The sequence below is a fragment of the Cognatundibacterium aquatile genome, assembly GCF_014699135.1.
GTDB lineage: Bacteria > Pseudomonadota > Gammaproteobacteria > Burkholderiales > Burkholderiaceae_D > Undibacterium > Undibacterium aquatile.
The window spans coordinates 85,231-101,298 of the sequence record NZ_JACOFT010000001.1 but is presented as its reverse complement, the minus strand read 5'-3'; the positions used below and the strand labels follow the sequence as shown (position 1 = coordinate 101,298).

The following is a 16,068-nucleotide window of genomic DNA, read 5'->3' as shown; positions in this document are numbered from 1 at the left end:
CAGAAATGGAAGTTCGATAGCAGATTAATGGACTACTCATAGCAAATCCAATTAATTATTTTCAATAGCAATATAAGACATGCTTATAATATTCAAAAAATTCTGCGTGCCAGTGTTATCAACACCAGTTTATATCCCACGCTGATGGAGACAACATGGATTTCACTCAATTACGCGCTTTTGTGACCGTCGCCAGAGAAGGTAATCTGACCCGCGCCGCCGAGCGTCTGCATGTCACTCAACCCGCCGTCAGCCTGCAAATCAAAGCATTACAGGAAAGCCTGAATTTACAACTGTTCAGCCGCAGTGCCAGCGGCATGACGCTGACCAACGATGGCGCGAAATTGCTTCCTTATGCAGAACGGGTCTTAAGTTGTCTCGTTGAATTTCGTCAGGCATCGAATTCTTTACACTCCACGCTGAGTGGTGAACTGGCGATAGGAACGATACTCGACCCTGAGTTCACCCGCCTCGGTGCATTTCTGAAACGGCTGGTAGAAACTTATCCACAGTTATCCACACGACTGCAACAGGGGATGTCTGGTTCCGTGTTACAGCAAATCCGCGCTGGCAGTCTGGATGTCGGCTTTTATATTGGCGAAGCCCCCGACGACGGTAAAACGGCGGTTTACAGTGTGGTGCTGACTAATTTTACTTATCGCGTGGTCGCGCCCAGCGGTTGGAATAAGCGTGTACTCGGTCAGGGCTGGCAAAGTCTCGCGCAATTGCCATTGATATGGACACCGCCCGAATCGGCCCACAACCGACTATTGACGAAAATCTTTGCCGAACTCAATCTGACGCCGAATAAAGTCGCGCTTGTGGACCAAGAACCGTCGATGCTGGATCTGGTGAAATCGGGTGTTGGCCTGAGCCTGATCCGCGATGCGATTGCGATACGGGAAGCGCACGCACATGGTTTAGTCATCGCCGACGCCGTCAGCGTTGAAACGCAACTTTGTATTATTTGTCAGGAAAAACGGAAAAACGAAGCGATGATCGCCGCCAGTTTTGAACTGATCAAACAGTGCTGGCAATTATTAATTTAGCTTTTTCAACAGAACCGACAACAACAGAAACAAGTAAAAAAATTTGCTGTCGCCCTCGCTTTTCCCCAGATCAAATTCACGTTGTATTTGCAGCTTTTATTGTCATTCTCAACATCAATTTTTTGCCGCAGACGTATACAATCCGGACTACCGAAAATAAAAATAAATCTCGATGCCGGTAGTTCCTGTAAGCCGCACTGAAAGTAAATGCTTTGAAAGCCCAGACTCTTATTATTCTCTCCGCCGGTCTTACCTCTATGCCCTCGATTACACTGGCTGAGAGCCTGCATTTACTGATACAGGAATACGCACCGTTCTCATATACCGAACCGAAAACGGGAGAAATCCGTGGTTTCGTCACCGACAAAATTATAGAAATCATGAAGCGGGCAGGTGAAACCCCGGATATCAACAGCACCTCACTCGCACGCGGGCTGCACTCCACGCTGAACGACGATAACACTTGCCTGTTCGCCTTTCGCCGCACGCCTGAACGAGAAAATTTATTCAAATGGGTAGGCCCGCTCACCAATGATAACTGGGTTCTGTACGGACGGAAAAACGATAGCCGCGTATTAAAAAAATTTGAAGATGCCAAACCTTACTCTATCGGTTCCTACAAAAATGCAGCGACCGGCATACAGCTGACAGAACAAGGTTATCGCATCGCTTTCGCCAGCGAAGACGATGACAACCCGCGTTTACTCGTCAACAAACGCATCGATTACTGGGTGGTTTCTGAATTGCATGGCATGTCGTTGGCCCAACAACTGGGTTTTGCCAATGACATCGTGCGTGCTGCCCGCTACAAAAACATCGAACTCAATATGTTGTGTAATATCCGCATGGATAAACAACGCATTGATCTCTTTAACAAAATCAATCGCGAATTAGATAACGACGGCACGATGGAAAAACTGATGCGTAAATATGGAATCCGCTGATGGCACGCTCGACGAAAGCAAGTAATGCAGTGCAAAGACTGAAAGACCGTAGCAACGGCACCGCCTATTCTATGGTCAGCATGGCCGATGGTCGTTTTTTTCTGACGCGCTCCAACGGCACCAACACGCCAGACGTATTACATGAGCCGCTGGAAATCGATGCCTTCGTCGCCTACGTCAATTCTCTCGAAAAACAGGCGCCGAAAAAAGTCAGCAAGCTCGATCTGGCGTTTGAACAGAAATTACAGAATTCAAAAAAATAATTAATCGCCGTGGCGCGCATATCGAGAGCCGGTTGGTTTTCTCGGTTGCAGTCATGGCTTACTCAAAAAGGATGTTTTAGTGATGAAATCTCGTCTGCTTGTTGCTGCATTCGGTTTGTCTGTTCTTTTAACCGGCAATATTGCCACTGCACAGATGCAAAGTGATACCACAACAGTCGGTAGCAGCTTGCAAAAAATCGACGTTAAAACCGGGACCGGACAAGAAATTGCAGCAGGAAATAATGCCCTGGTACATTACACCGGCTGGCTGCATGATCCTCTCGCTGCGAAAGAACATGGAACCCAGTTTGACAGTTCTTCCGGCAGACCACCGTTCAGTTTTACAGTCGGTGCCGGCAAGGTCATTAAAGGCTGGGATCAGGGAGTTGTCGGCATGAAAGTCGGCGGCAAACGTACCTTGATTATTCCGCCAGAACTGGCGTACGGTGCACGCGGTGCAGGTGGCGTCATACCACCGAATGCGACCCTGATTTTTGATGTGGAATTAGTCGGAATAAGGTAAAAAAAGCCAGCTATGCTGGCGCTTATCCTGGCTGAACGAGTTTATTCCCGGTCGCTGGTTTGTCGGGGTTCCGACTGCGGTGGATCGAATGTATACACCGCATAAAAAAAACAAGAAACCACCAGCACGGTGGCCAGCGTACCGATAAAAAACAAGGGTTCTAAACCCTGAGGGAAAACAAACTGGTACCAGTTAACCAGGCCGGACAATACCATCGCGGCGAAAGAAAAATTCATTAGCAAACGCGACCGACGCAAAGTCGCCACCGCAAATAACAGCATCACCAATAAAGATAATGAAAAGCTGATCATTCCCGCCACAATCTGACCTTTTGTTTTTTATATTATTAGCAAAATAACATAATGGTTCTGTCTCAGCCAAAGTTTTACATCTTTTTTCAATTTCCTTACGGCAGGATCATCAATGGCTTATTTGCTCGCACTTGATCAGGGAACTTCCAGTTCACGCAGTATTATTTTTGATGAACAGGGTCAGATAGTTGCCTCGGCACAGCAAGAATTCCGTCAGATATTTCCGCAGCCGGGTTGGGTCGAACATGATGCCAATGAAATCTGGCAAAGTCAGTTTGTCACCTGCCAGCAAGCCATGCGCAATGCACGTTTGCAGGCGAATGACATCGCCGCCATCGGCATCACGAATCAGCGCGAAACCACGGTGTTATGGGATAAAAAAACCGGCCAGCCTTTGTACAATGCAATTGTCTGGCAAGACCGCCGCACCGCCGCGTATTGCGAAGAACTGCGCGCACAGGGTTATGCTGAAAAAATTCAGGCAAAAACCGGGCTGATACTCGATCCGTATTTTTCGGCAAGCAAACTCAAATGGCTGCTCGATCACATTCCCGGCGCACGCCAGCGGGCGGCACGCGGCGAACTGGCATTCGGCACGATAGATACCTGGCTGGCGTGGCAACTCAGCGAAGGCAAGCTGCATGTGACCGATATCACGAATGCCTCGCGCACTATGCTGCTGAATATTCATCAGGGACAATGGGATCAGGAATTACTTGATCTGTTTGATATTCCGGCTGCGGTGTTACCCGAAGTGTCGCCATCCAGCCATGTTTTTGGCACTTGCAGTTTGCTCGGCAGCGCCATCCCCATCGCAGGTATTGCCGGTGATCAGCAAGCCGCGCTGTTCGGGCAGGCGTGTTTTACACCCGGTATGGCAAAGAATACCTATGGCACTGGTTGTTTCATGCTGATGCACACCGGCGCGCAAGTTGCGACATCGCACAATGGTTTAATCAGCACGAGTGCTTGTCAGACGGGCGTCACCAGCCAATATGCGCTTGAAGGCAGCGTATTTATTGGGGGAGCCGTTGTGCAATGGCTACGCGATGGGCTGCAGGCGATACAACATTCCACCGACGTCGAACAACTCGCCAGCAGCGTGCCGGATTCCGGCGGCGTGGTCTTTGTACCCTCGTTCACCGGACTTGGTGCACCTTATTGGGTGGCCGACGCCAAAGCCGCGATTGTCGGTCTGAGCCGTGGCAGCACGGTTGCCCATATTGCCCGGGCAGCACTTGAATCCATTGCGTTTCAAAGTACCGCCGTATTGCTGGCGATGGTGAAGGATGCGGTCTCCCCGATCACTGAATTGCGCGTCGACGGTGGCGCTGCAGCCAACAATCTGTTGCTGCAATTTCAGGCAAATTTACTCGGCATTCCCGTCATCCGGCCAAAAGTAACGGAAACCACGGCTCTGGGCGCGGCTTATCTGGCCGGGCTCGGTGTCGGTATTTTTGCGAATCAGGATGAATGCGCGGCAACCTGGAGAATGGACAGACAATTTATCCCGACCATGAGCCGCGCGCAGGCACAAGCGCTGATGGCTGAATGGGAAACGGCGGTAAACCGGGTGCGCTGAACATTAACGCACAAGGCAGTCAGCCAGCGATAAGGTCACCATGAACACGGTTTATGGATAAAATGCAGGCTGGTTCGTGATCGGCAATGACGATGAACGAACCGGAACTGCCTTCGTTTTGCGAAACACAGCGAAGCTTCACCTGTGATTGACGCGGCATTTGATGCTCAGCGTTTTATATTTTTCTGTATTTTTTACTGCTCTCCACTCATGAAACTCAAGTGCACTCTGGTTCTGGCAATGCAATTATTCAGCGTCACAGTCTTTGCTGCTGATACCACGCCATCAGCGCCACCTGCACCAACGTCACCAACGTCACAATCAGTCGCCCCATCCGTCTCGCAATCGGTGTTCGTCGTCGCGCCGGAAGATTTACCAAAACAAACGACCGGCGTCGTCATCGACACACCGAAAATGCCAGAACCGGAAAAGAAAAAAGAATCCGCCCCTATCACTGCTGCACAAGTCTGGTCTGGCCCGGTGCCACTATCGGGTGGTTTGTTTTTTCTGGTCGCATCGATGCCCGTCTTAGCCTCGCTCTATTTCGCGTATCAGTTGTATCTGTTCATCGTTGCCCGTCGCCGTCGCTTATCTATCCGGCATAGCAAAGAAAACTGAGCCCGCCGTTGGCGAAACACTGCTACCGCTGTTCGTTTTTCACCAAAACTTCATCTGTTTGTCACCAGCCTGTCACCTGCCCGGCCTACAGTCTCCATTATCAATAACGATAATCGGAGAACAATATGTCCAGCAAAGCACTGATCGCCAGCGCGGTGTTTAACTCGACGACCCAGGGTCGTAAAGGCATCGCTGACAAACTGTTCGCGCACTGGTTCAGCCGCCTCGTTCATGCGCAGATCTGGGAAGACCCGCAAGCCGATCTGCATGCGCTGCAATTACGTCCCGGTGCCAACATCGTCACGATTTCTTCCGGCGGTTGTAACGCGCTGGCGTATTTATCTGCCGAACCGGCAGCTGTGCACGCGGTTGATCTGAACGCCGCGCATCTGGCGATGCTCAACATCAAACAGACCGCGATCAAACATCTGCCCGATTATGATGCCGTGCTGGCATATCTCGGTGACGCGAATCATGCCGATAATCTGAAACGGTATAAACGTCATATCCGCCAGCATTTATCCGAAGATGCGAGTAGCTTCTGGGAAAGCCGCACGATCACAGGCAAACCTCGCTATCACTACTTTACCAATCAGGCCTATCAACACGGTTTGCTTGGCCGCTTCATCAGCTTCGCCCACGGTTTTGTCAGATTGATGGGCGGCGACATGAGCAAGATGCTCGAAGCCCGCAGCGTGCAGGAACAACGCGATATATTCGACCATTACATTGCCCCGGTATTTGATACAGGCTTGTTCAAACTGCTCGCCCAACAGCCGCTGGCGCTGTATAGCATTGGTGTACCACTGTCGCAGTTCGCGGCGTTGAAAAAAGATGCCGATGAAGGATTACATGTCTTATTCAAAGAAAGAATGCGGCATTTATCCTGCGATTTTCCACTGGATCAGAATTGTTTCGCGCAACAGGCATTTGGCCGGCGCTATGACATACGGCGTCAGGCCGCTTTGCCCATGTATCTGCAACAAGCGCATTTCTTCAGCCTGCGCCGCAATATCGACCGCCTGCATGCGCATCATCTGACGATGACCGATTTCCTGCGTACCCAGCCACGCGCTTCTATGAATGCCTATGTTTTCCTCGATGCACAAGATTGGATGGATCAATCACAACTCACCAGCCTGTGGGAAGAAGTCAACCGCACTGCTGCCCCCGGTGCCAGAGTCGTGTTCCGTACAGCTGGTCAGTCGTCGCCATTGGAACCGGCATTACCAAGCACATTGTTATCCACATGGCATACCGATACGGAACATAACCGTGCTTTACACGCGATTGACCGTTCGGCCATTTACGGCGGCATGCATCTCTATCAAAAAACCTGACTTTTCCTGATTTGAATACTTCCATCCCACCGCGTCTGGTGGCTGATGCCCTCTGGTTGCTGACCGCACGTTCGCGCGGCGGCAATCATTGGGTCAGTAATGCCCATTGCCAGATCCAGACCATAGAATTTGGTGGCCACAGCCATCCCATCAGCTTGCTTGAACACAGCAATTGGCAAGAATGCGCCGCCTCCAGCCCTCGTTCGGCTTTACTGCGAGCCCATCGTCAACGTCTGAAGCAATCGACGTCAGCCACCGCACGCATAGCTGATACCCTGTCTTGTCTGGTGTACGGGCCGTTATCGGCGCTCATGCACACCGGTAAGCTGGATCAGGCTGCCCTGGTCGCCAACTATCTGCTGCCGACCAGCCTTTATCCGGCCTGGGGTGCAGACGATATCCAGCTAATGACAGAACGATTGCAGACAGCACATCCGCAACGTCCGCTGATGATGCAACATCTCAGCTCTGAAGTCTGTCCGCAACTGATGCAACATCTGCGTAATCTGGGTTGGAAAATGGTAGCGACACGTACTGTCTTCTTGTCGGATCCGCAGCAAACCCAGCAAACTGGTTTCTGGCCTGACACTGATGTCGAGATTGTCCATCAGGATCAGCTCAGCAATAGCGATCTGCATGAATTACATGCGCTATATCAACTGCATAAGCGATCTAACGTCAGGCAAACAAACCATCTGCAGACAGATTTCAGTCTGGCTTTTTTTGAATTATGTCTGGAAACCGGCTTTGTTGAACTGACTGGCCTGCGCTGGCAAGGACACTGGGTCGGCATCCTGGGAACTTATACACAAACAGACAGCGACTGGCTCACCGCCCCATTGATGGCGTGGGATCACAACTTACCTGTGTCAGTAAAACCAGAACACCTGCTACATGACTTATTCATCCGGGAAGCACAGCAAAAACAATTGCGCCTGCACTGCGGTACTGAGCAGAAAATCGCTCCCGACCGCAGTCATAGTGCGATTGAATATACCGCCATTTACGATCAACACTTGCCAACTACTCAGAAAATCGCCAACCGGTGGTTCTCTGCGCTGTTTCAGCAATGTGTTTATCGTCCTTCATAATCAATCGGCATCAATCTTCATCAATCAACAGCACGACATCACCGTTTTACTGAATACCGGAATAAAAATAAAGACAACACTTGCAAGCATTCAAGCTCAACGCTGAGCCTATAAAACCGCAACAAGTGCAAAAATCAACGCAGAATCAGAGTTAAAACCCTGTGGATAAGGCTTTGCATATCCACAGTATCGTTTGGGGAAAACCGTCAAACTTTTCCCCAGGTTTTTATTTATCCCAAAACTATCATCAAACGATACAAGGCTTATCAGAACAGATATACAGTCACTAAGTCTTTGTTTATGTGAATAAATAAGGACTTATCCACAAAATATCGCGCCGTTAACTATCACTACTATGTATATATAAACTAAGTTATATAAGTAAACCGGTTTTGAATATTTTTCAAAGTTTCAGCTCATCGCAAACCACAAACAGATTTAAATTTAAAATTTTTTAAATCTGATCCTGTTTCAACTCAATTTAAAAAATAGATCAGCAATCCATGTAGAAAGAACGGTTGATTTTTTTTTAACGTCGAAAAAAATGAATAACAGCATGTTGAAAAGCCAGTTCTTTTACCCACAAAAACCGTATGCCAGTGGAAAACAAGATTATTGCTGACCACTTTTTTATCAAAACAGCCGCAAAAAGACAGAAAAGCCACGTTTTTTGAAAATATTTTTGTGGATAAGCTCACTGATATCCACTGCATACATTGTGCGTAAACAAGTAAATGCGGATCAGATACTTTTCTATCCAAATTTTGTCCTGTGGATATACAGACTTTTTGCACCGCCTTATCAATTGCTTAAATAATTGATTCTGTGGACGTTTACTGACTTATCCACAGCAAATGAATGGCGTTAACAACTACTACTATTTATATACAAAGTTATTATCTTTAAAGGTATCCACAGGCAAAAAAAGCGAAATCCCCACAAGCAAAAATTTCCTTTAGAATCCGTTACTTAGAAATCCAGCACCGCATTACGGCGGGTTCTTCGTCTTTTTCTTCCGGGGATATTCATGAAACTTTGGCATACCTTGTCGCTTAGCCTGACACTCAGTCTTTTTGTGGCAACAGCTCACGCTGCTGCACCGACCGATGCGTCCATCAAAGAGTTATTGCAGGCAACGCAGAGCAAAGAATTACTGCAATCGGTTCAATCGCAAATTGACAATATGACCGCCGGCATCATGCGTGACGCTGCCAGCAGTACGAAAATCGATGAAGAAAAGCAAAAAGCGCTGGATAAATTCCGCGAAAAGATGATTGCGATTCAAAAAGAAGAACTTTCCTGGGAAAAAATGGAACCGATGCTGATCAGCATCTATGCCAGCTCGCTGACGCAGGAAGACGTCGATGGCATTACAGCATTTTATAAATCGCCTGCTGGCAAAGCCTATGTGCAAAAAATTCCGGCAATCATGCAGCAAACCATGGCGCAAATGCAGGCAAAATTAAAGCCTATGGCTGAAAAAGTGAAACAGGCTCAAAAAGAATTAAACGAAGAATTTGCGAATATCGATAAGAAGAAAAAAGCATTAAAATGATTTATCTTTATTTAAAATTATTTAAATTTTCATTAAATGTCGTTAATTTTTTTTTTGTTAACTCATTTTTCTGCTGATGCCAAAAAAATCTTCATCAGAAAAAAAAACCTGATTTGTTCCAGTTTTTAATGCATTTCGGGGGAGTATCATTAATTTCGGCTCTAATCTCAGCGTCAACACTGGGTTTTAAAATATACTCCCCCCAGTATTTTTTATCGCTGAAAGCTGGTTCTGGCCGTTGGAATACGCTTATTTCGCTGACAATTTATGTATTTACGATCTCTCGATGCTGCCGACGCGACACATATTGCAGGCCTCTGGCTGACGGGAGCAGCAGAAAGTGGAAAAACAGAAGCCGCTTATTTACCGCAAGTATCTCAGCAAGCCTATGCGGCGACGCTCGCGGCCGATCTGGCCTCCGAGGCCTGTATAGGCTGGGGGATCTTTGATGCTGCCACAGCAAGCTTACTGGCCTATCTGACGGCAAAAATCGCCACCCCCGAAGCTGAATTTAAGCAAATTCCGTATTTATATCTGTTGGATCTGGATGTGCACCCGCAACAGCGGCGGCGCGGACTTGGCGCAAAACTGATTGCCGCTGCCAGAGCGTATGCAGAGACGCAGAAACTTGGCAGTATCGAAGTCAACTGGCTCAGCGAAGACGCGCAGGCATCTGCATTCTGGCTTAGCCAGGGATTTGGACAATTTCTGGTACGTGGACGCTATCGCTTGTCCTGAGACTGCCAGCACCGCTCAAAACGTCACCGGCCGCGTATTTGCAAAGCAAAGTAGAAAGCAAAGCACTGCACAACATCCTAAGCAAATGCAGCGCAAAAAAAAGCCCGCACATCAGCGGGCTTTTTGCAAATGATGATCAGGCCGCAATCAGCTCGCCATCGCCATCAGGCTGGCATTTCCGCCAGCTGCTGTCGTATTGACGCACAAAGCCCGTTCCGCGACCAAACGCCAGAGTGGAATCTCAGCGGCATGCGTTGTCTCGATCACGGATGCAATCGCCCCATCAAGCGCCGCAAACACGGGTTTGTAAATATTCAGCAAGCTGCTTTCGACCAATGCAATCTGCGCGCCGCAATCCTGCACTTCCGCACTGATGATCTGCTGCCGCAGTTCTGCCGGAAAACTGGCTGGCAACAGCATCAATGCCTGTTGTGGCAAAACCGCTGTGTTACCGGTTGCGAGTGTCGCTGCAAGCTGATTCAACAGGCACGGCAGGCTGCTGGCCGCACAATAGATACGACCACGCGGTACAAACGATAAAGTATTGCGTTCGCCTGTTGGACCAGGCAGCACTTGCGTGATCTTATATGGCGTCTGATGGCTGTATTGATCGCCGAGATTGCCCAGTTCCTGCATGTGCTGAGTTTTCGCCCATACGAGTAAGGTGCTCAGCGCAGCAGGTTCTTGTCGCTCATAGACGGTGTGGCCGCCAAGGCTGATATCCGGTGTGCGTTGCAGACGTTTCAGATACAGCGGACCACCGGCTTTCGGGCCTGTGCCGGATTTACCTTCGCCGCCAAACGGTTGCACGCCGACGACCGCACCGACGATATTACGATTCACATAAATATTGCCGACGTGAGCGCGGCTGGTGATGAAATTAATTGTTTCATCAATCCGTGAATGCACTCCCAGCGTCAGGCCAAAGCCTGTGCCATTGATCTGATCAATCAGTTCGGACAATTGATCGCGGCGGAAGCGCAAAATATGCAGTACCGGACCGAATACTTCTTTTTGCAGTTCGGCCAGATTGCTGATTTCTATAACCGTTGGTGGGATAAAGGTGCCTTGCTGGCAGCTTTCCGGCAGTGTCAGGCTGAATACCGATTTGCCCAGGCCACGCATCGCATCGATGTGCCGTAGTAAATTGTTTTGCGCTTCTGCATCAATGACGGGGCCGATATCGGTCGCGAGGCGATCAGTCTGACCGATACGCAACTCCTGCATCGCACCATGCAGCATTTCTATCGTTTTGTCAGCGATATCTTCTTGCAGACACAAAATACGCAGTGCTGAACAACGCTGACCTGCGCTGTCAAAGGCAGAGGTCAGGACATCGTTGACGACTTGCTCAGGCAGAGCGCTGCTATCAACGATCATCGCATTTTGGCCGCCAGTTTCCGCGATCAGCGGTATATCGATGCCTTCAGCGACAGCGCGTTTGCTGAGGGTGCGGTTGATGATCTGTGCGACTTCGGTTGAACCTGTAAAAATAACACCTTTGACGCGGGCGTCTGCGACCAGTTGCGCACCGACGACTTCGCCAGTCCCAGGCAAAAATTGTAATGCTGCACGGGGGATGCCTGCTTCGTGCAACAGCTGTATCGCGCGATACGCAATCAATGGAGTCTGTTCTGCAGGCTTCGCCAACACCACATTACCAGCAGCCAGAGCTGCGCTGACTTCACCGATAAAAATCGCCAACGGAAAATTCCACGGGCTGATACAAACTACCGGACCGAGTGCTTTGGTATTGGCGTGTGATTCGACCTGCGCTGCGTAATAGCGTAAAAAGTCGACCGCTTCACGCACTTCTGCAATCGCATTCGGCAGCGATTTACCCGCTTCGCGTATGGCGAGTGCCATGAACTCAGGTGTATTTGCTTCCAGTAAATCAGCTGCTTTTTTCAGGCTGGCCGCACGGATCGATGGGGCGGTCGTTTGCCATTCCAGTGCGTAGTGTTCTGCTGTGTACAAGGCTTGTTGCACGTCTTGCGTATTGGCTTCAATCACCGCACCTACGGTATCAGACAGACAGGCCGGGTTGCGTACATCGCGCTGTACGATGGCACTGCTGTCACTGGCTAATAATGGCGTGGCAACGATGAACTGGCTGGCGGCGCTGTTGAATTCTTTCGATATTTCCTGCAGCGTGATTTCATTAGAAAAATCCAGACCGGCAGAATTCTGACGTTCATGACCAAACAATTCGCGTGGTAGGGCAATACCTGCATGTGGCTTGCCACCGAGATCGCGCGCAATCGCAATCGGATCCGCGATCAGTGACTCAATCGACACGCTTTCATCGACGATCTGATTCACAAACGACGAGTTGGCGCCGTTTTCCAGCAAGCGACGCACCAAATAGGCAAGCAAAGTCTGATGCGAACCCACCGGTGCATAGATACGGCAAGGCTTATTCAGCTTATCTTTACCGACAACCTGATCGTATAAAGTTTCGCCCATGCCGTGCAGACACTGGAATTCATAATCCGTCACGCCTGCTTCTTTTGCCCAGGTATAAATTGTCGCCAGCGTCAGTGCGTTGTGCGTGGCGAACTGTGGATAAATCACGTCGGTCGCTGCCAGCAAGCGTTGCGCACAGGTCAGATACGATAAGTCGGTATACACCTTACGTGTGTAGACCGGAAAATCACTCATGCCATCGACTTGCGCACGTTTGATTTCGGCATCCCAGTAAGCGCCTTTCACCAGACGCACCATAAATTTGCTGCCGCTGCGGCGCGCCAGATCAATCAGATAATCAATCGCATACGGGCAGCGCTTTTGATAGCCCTGCACCACGTAGCCTATGCCTTCAAAGCCTTTCAGGTCGGGATCGAACGCCAGTGCTTCCATCAGATCGAGCGATAATTCCAGCCTGTCGGTTTCTTCCGCATCGATGTTCAGGCCGATGTTGTAGTGCTTTGCCAGCATCAATAAATTTTTCAGCAGCGGCAATAATTCCGTCATCGTGCGTTCGCGTTGTGCACGCGAGTAACGCGGATGCAAGGCCGACAATTTCACCGAAATACCCGGGCCATCTTTGATGCCGCGACCATTTGAGGCTTTACCGATCGCGTGAATCGCGGTTTCGTAAGACTGATAATAATAGGCCGCATCTTTGGCGGTCAGTGCTGCTTCACCCAGCATGTCATACGAATAGCGGTAACCGCGTTTCTCATTTTCCTGACTGTTTTTCAGCGCTTCTTCTATTGTTTGCCCAGTGACGAACTGATTGCCGAGCATACGCATGGCGAGATCTACACCTTTACGGATCAAAGGTTCGCCGCCTTTGGCAATCAGACGCGTCAACGCAGCGCCAAGGCCTTGTTCGCTATTGGTTGCCACCAGTTTTCCTGTCACCAGCAAACCCCAGGTCGCAGCATTGACGAACATAGACGGTGATTCGCCCAGATGTTTTGCCCAGTCGCCTTTACTGATTTTGTCCGCGATCAGGCGATCTGCGGTCTGATGGTCAGGGATGCGCAACAGCGCTTCGGCCAGACACATCAGTGCGACACCTTCTTCGGATGACAAAGAAAATTCATGCATCAGCGCATCGACACCGGATGCACGCGTGCGTTGCTGACGTACTGAGCTGACTAATTTTTGCGCAAGTTCTGCAACATTATTTTGTAACGAGGGGTAAGAATTAACTTGTGACAGCAGATACTGCACAGCCTCGGTTTCATTGCGACGGTAAGCGTTGGTAATTGCATTTCTGAGTGGGCTGATATTCACTAACAGCTCGGCATGCAGTGCCGCAAACGGGGATGTAGATGTAGTCACAGAGGTCGCAGTCATATAGAAATAATAAAAACAAATATGATTTCATTGTATCGACGCTGCTCAATGATTAATTCTGGAAAATAGAACTCATATCGAAATTTTCTTTTTTGTGAGAAAATAATCCCGAATATTATTAATCACCACTCTGATCAATTTTTGACTTCTTATGCTAGACAAAATCAGTAAAAGAATTCTGGCCGAATTACAAAACGATGGCCGTATCAGTAATGTAGAACTGGCGACACGGGTTAACCTATCCCCGGCAGCCTGCCTGGAACGCGTGCGTAAATTGCAGGAGTCCGGCTACATTCTTGGTTACACAGCACAACTCAATCCGCATCTGCTGGATGTGGCTTTGCTGGTGTTCATCGAAGTTGTGCTCGACAGAACCACTCCCGATGTATTTGATGCGTTCCGCCGCGGCGTGCAGGCAATTCCCGAAGTACTGGAATGCCACATGGTTGCCGGTGGTTTTGATTATCTGGTCAAAGCGCGCGTGAAAGACATGAACGCCTACCGCGACTTCCTTGGTAAATCATTGCTGCAATTAAATGGTGTACGCGAAACGCATACCTATGCAGTGATGGAAGAAGTTAAAAATACCAGTTGTCTTCCGATCAAATAAGTGGCTTGCTGTTGCTGGTATCATGCCGGTAATGGGTTCACTACGATAAGTGGATAACCCGCCACATAAAAACGCTGTAAAAAAATTGGCCACCTGACGCAGGTGGCCAATTTTCATGCTGCGTTGTTATTGCTGGTTAAGTTCCTCAAGCACTGCAAGCAATTCCGTCAGACGCGCGTTCAGCGCTGCCTGACTGCTCGCTTTCAGCGGTGCCAGTATCCGTCTTTCATTTTCCACATGCGCTGCGACAGCGCGATCGATCAGCTTCAGGCCACTGGCAGATAATTGCACCAGCATACTGCGGGCATCAGCCGGGTTTGGCAGACGCTTGATCAGCGCGCGGTTTTCCAGACTTTGCAGGCGGTGCGTCATCGTACCGGAGGTAATCATCATGCTGGAAAATAAGGCTGTTGGCGTCAGGCGAAATGGCTTACCTGAACGACGTAGTGTCGCCAGCACATCAAACTCCCAGGCGCTGAGGTTAAACTCTGCAAATGTAACGTCCAACTGCGGTCGTAACAGCGCTGTGCAACGCCCGAGTCGACCGATAATTGCCATAGGGCTGACATCCAGATCAGGTCTTTCCTGGTGCCATTGCTCTAATAAGATGTCGACAGCATCTGACTGATTTCCGGTCATTGATATTCTCCATTTATCTTGATATCAAGATTATATATCTTCTCTTTGTCTTCTTTGTGATAAGATTATTTATCTTGAATTGAAGATAAATAATGAAAAAATTTTCCACGAACTCTGTCGCTTGGGGCGACATTTTAGTTACCGCACTCGCACCGGTTATCTGGGGTAGTACGTACATCATCACTACGCAATTTTTACCACCAGATCGCCCATTTACTGCAGCGTTGATACGGGTGCTACCTGCGGGTATTTTGTTGTTGTTAATGACGCGTCGTCTTCCGCAATTTTCTGCCTGGCCACGATTACTGTTACTGGCCGCACTGAATATAGGATTTTTCCAGGCTTTATTATTTGTCGCTGCATACCGCTTACCCGGTGGTTTAGCAGCCGTGGTCGGCGCTTTGCAACCTTTACTGATGATCGTGCTGGTATGGGTGTTTGATCAGCGTAAGCCGGGTATGCCAGTGATTTTCGCCGCGATCACCGGCGTTCTCGGCATGGCTGCATTATTACTGGGGCCAGGCTCTGTTTGGGATCCGGTTGGCATTGCAGCGGCACTCTCAGGAACGGCCTGTATGGCAGTGGGAACTTATTTATCGCGGCGCTGGAACATTGCCTTACCAGTGCTGGCATTCACCGGATGGCAATTGCTTCTGGGTGGCTTAATATTGCTGCCACTTGCCTGTTTGTTTGATCCGCCATTACCGGTACTGACGCCGGTGAATATCGTTGGGTATGCCTATTTGTGTGTGATCGGAGCCTTGTTCGCGTATGTGTTGTGGTTCCGCGGTGTTGCGCGGCTACCGACAGTGGCCATATCGTCGCTGGGACTGTTTAGTCCTTTGACTGCAGTATTGTTGGGGTGGATTTTTCTCGGACAAACAATACGCGGGTTATCGTTGGCTGGATTATTGATGGTGCTGTTAAGCATCCTTGCAGTGCAATGGCTGAGTAAGCCTGCAGCGCCGAGAAAATAGTGACAAGCGTCGTCTGTTCGA

At 49.3% G+C, this 16,068-nt stretch carries 15 protein-coding genes; 12 read left to right on the top strand and 3 right to left on the bottom strand.

Going from position 1 to position 16,068, the window contains the following annotated elements; genetic code table 11:
* The first annotated feature begins 155 nt into the window (after positions 1-155).
* From H8K26_RS00465 to H8K26_RS00450, 4 genes are all read left to right on the top strand, one after another.
* Positions 156-1,049: a LysR family transcriptional regulator gene (locus H8K26_RS00465; protein WP_190476555.1), complete on the top strand. Its 894-nt coding sequence runs from the start codon at positions 156-158 to the stop codon at positions 1,047-1,049.
* A gap of 257 nt (positions 1,050-1,306) precedes the next feature.
* The gene (locus H8K26_RS00460) at positions 1,307-1,993 is read left to right on the top strand and encodes a substrate-binding periplasmic protein (protein WP_190476553.1); all 687 of its coding nucleotides are present in this window, start codon (positions 1,307-1,309) and stop codon (positions 1,991-1,993) included.
* Positions 1,993-2,256, top strand: coding sequence for a hypothetical protein (locus H8K26_RS00455; protein WP_186884109.1), 264 nt, complete (start codon positions 1,993-1,995; stop codon positions 2,254-2,256). The genes H8K26_RS00460 and H8K26_RS00455 overlap by 1 nt, the downstream gene beginning before the upstream one ends.
* Positions 2,257-2,338: 82 nt before the next feature.
* Complete coding sequence (locus H8K26_RS00450; RefSeq protein WP_190476551.1) at positions 2,339-2,779, top strand: FKBP-type peptidyl-prolyl cis-trans isomerase; 441 nt, start codon at positions 2,339-2,341, stop codon at positions 2,777-2,779.
* Between the two features lie 41 nt (positions 2,780-2,820).
* Here H8K26_RS00450 and H8K26_RS00445 read toward each other — a convergent pair whose 3' ends face one another.
* The gene (locus H8K26_RS00445; RefSeq protein WP_190476549.1) at positions 2,821-3,090 is read right to left on the bottom strand and encodes a hypothetical protein; all 270 of its coding nucleotides are present in this window, start codon (positions 3,088-3,090) and stop codon (positions 2,821-2,823) included.
* A 112-nt stretch (positions 3,091-3,202) separates the two neighbouring features.
* On the opposite strand from H8K26_RS00445, the gene glpK reads away from it, so the two are divergent.
* The 6 genes from glpK (at position 3,203) to H8K26_RS00415 (ending at position 10,014) form a co-directional block, all read left to right on the top strand.
* Entirely contained in the window at positions 3,203-4,672 is a 1,470-nt protein-coding gene (gene glpK / locus H8K26_RS00440; RefSeq protein WP_190476547.1) for a glycerol kinase GlpK, read from the top strand.
* A gap of 210 nt (positions 4,673-4,882) precedes the next feature.
* The gene (locus H8K26_RS00435; RefSeq protein WP_190476545.1) at positions 4,883-5,290 is read left to right on the top strand and encodes a hypothetical protein; all 408 of its coding nucleotides are present in this window, start codon (positions 4,883-4,885) and stop codon (positions 5,288-5,290) included.
* Between the two features lie 125 nt (positions 5,291-5,415).
* Positions 5,416-6,630, top strand: coding sequence for a BtaA family protein (locus tag H8K26_RS00430; RefSeq protein WP_190476543.1), 1,215 nt, complete (start codon positions 5,416-5,418; stop codon positions 6,628-6,630).
* A gap of 11 nt (positions 6,631-6,641) precedes the next feature.
* On the top strand, positions 6,642-7,721 hold the full coding sequence (locus H8K26_RS00425) for a hypothetical protein (protein ID WP_190476540.1): 1,080 nt from the start codon (positions 6,642-6,644) through the stop codon (positions 7,719-7,721).
* Between the two features lie 1,027 nt (positions 7,722-8,748).
* Positions 8,749-9,276, top strand: coding sequence for a DUF2059 domain-containing protein (locus H8K26_RS00420; RefSeq protein ID WP_186895958.1), 528 nt, complete (start codon positions 8,749-8,751; stop codon positions 9,274-9,276).
* 267 nt (positions 9,277-9,543) lie between these two features.
* On the top strand, positions 9,544-10,014 hold the full coding sequence (locus H8K26_RS00415; protein ID WP_190476538.1) for a GNAT family N-acetyltransferase: 471 nt from the start codon (positions 9,544-9,546) through the stop codon (positions 10,012-10,014).
* Positions 10,015-10,161: 147 nt separating this feature from the next.
* Here H8K26_RS00415 and putA read toward each other — a convergent pair whose 3' ends face one another.
* Entirely contained in the window at positions 10,162-13,821 is a 3,660-nt protein-coding gene (gene putA / locus H8K26_RS00410) for a trifunctional transcriptional regulator/proline dehydrogenase/L-glutamate gamma-semialdehyde dehydrogenase (protein WP_190476536.1), read from the bottom strand.
* A gap of 151 nt (positions 13,822-13,972) precedes the next feature.
* On the opposite strand from putA, the gene H8K26_RS00405 reads away from it, so the two are divergent.
* Positions 13,973-14,431 (top strand): Lrp/AsnC ligand binding domain-containing protein, encoded by a 459-nt coding sequence (locus tag H8K26_RS00405; protein WP_110254407.1) that lies wholly within the window; start codon positions 13,973-13,975, stop codon positions 14,429-14,431.
* Positions 14,432-14,557: 126 nt separating this feature from the next.
* Here the strand turns inward: H8K26_RS00405 and H8K26_RS00400 are convergent, their stop codons facing one another.
* Entirely contained in the window at positions 14,558-15,070 is a 513-nt protein-coding gene (locus H8K26_RS00400; protein WP_190476533.1) for a MarR family winged helix-turn-helix transcriptional regulator, read from the bottom strand.
* 92 nt (positions 15,071-15,162) lie between these two features.
* Between H8K26_RS00400 and H8K26_RS00395 the strand changes: the two genes are divergently transcribed.
* Entirely contained in the window at positions 15,163-16,047 is an 885-nt protein-coding gene (locus H8K26_RS00395) for an EamA family transporter (RefSeq protein ID WP_190476531.1), read from the top strand.
* The last annotated feature ends 21 nt before the right edge of the window (positions 16,048-16,068 follow it).

Bases quoted from the DNA above. Each gene is read 5' to 3' on its own strand.
- H8K26_RS00450 (WP_190476551.1), top strand. From the start codon at position 2,339: ATGAAATCTCGTCTGCTTGTTGCTGCATTCGGTTTGTCTGTTCTTTTA.
- H8K26_RS00465 (WP_190476555.1), top strand. From the start codon at position 156: ATGGATTTCACTCAATTACGCGCTTTTGTGACCGTCGCCAGAGAAGGT.
- H8K26_RS00445 (WP_190476549.1), bottom strand. From the start codon at position 3,090: ATGATCAGCTTTTCATTATCTTTATTGGTGATGCTGTTATTTGCGGTG.
- H8K26_RS00395 (WP_190476531.1), top strand. From the start codon at position 15,163: ATGAAAAAATTTTCCACGAACTCTGTCGCTTGGGGCGACATTTTAGTT.
- glpK (WP_190476547.1), top strand. From the start codon at position 3,203: ATGGCTTATTTGCTCGCACTTGATCAGGGAACTTCCAGTTCACGCAGT.
- H8K26_RS00405 (WP_110254407.1), top strand. From the start codon at position 13,973: ATGCTAGACAAAATCAGTAAAAGAATTCTGGCCGAATTACAAAACGAT.
- H8K26_RS00420 (WP_186895958.1), top strand. From the start codon at position 8,749: ATGAAACTTTGGCATACCTTGTCGCTTAGCCTGACACTCAGTCTTTTT.
- H8K26_RS00430 (WP_190476543.1), top strand. From the start codon at position 5,416: ATGTCCAGCAAAGCACTGATCGCCAGCGCGGTGTTTAACTCGACGACC.
- H8K26_RS00460 (WP_190476553.1), top strand. From the start codon at position 1,307: ATGCCCTCGATTACACTGGCTGAGAGCCTGCATTTACTGATACAGGAA.
- H8K26_RS00400 (WP_190476533.1), bottom strand. From the start codon at position 15,070: ATGACCGGAAATCAGTCAGATGCTGTCGACATCTTATTAGAGCAATGG.
- H8K26_RS00455 (WP_186884109.1), top strand. From the start codon at position 1,993: ATGGCACGCTCGACGAAAGCAAGTAATGCAGTGCAAAGACTGAAAGAC.
- putA (WP_190476536.1), bottom strand. From the start codon at position 13,821: ATGACTGCGACCTCTGTGACTACATCTACATCCCCGTTTGCGGCACTG.
- H8K26_RS00435 (WP_190476545.1), top strand. From the start codon at position 4,883: ATGAAACTCAAGTGCACTCTGGTTCTGGCAATGCAATTATTCAGCGTC.
- H8K26_RS00415 (WP_190476538.1), top strand. From the start codon at position 9,544: ATGTATTTACGATCTCTCGATGCTGCCGACGCGACACATATTGCAGGC.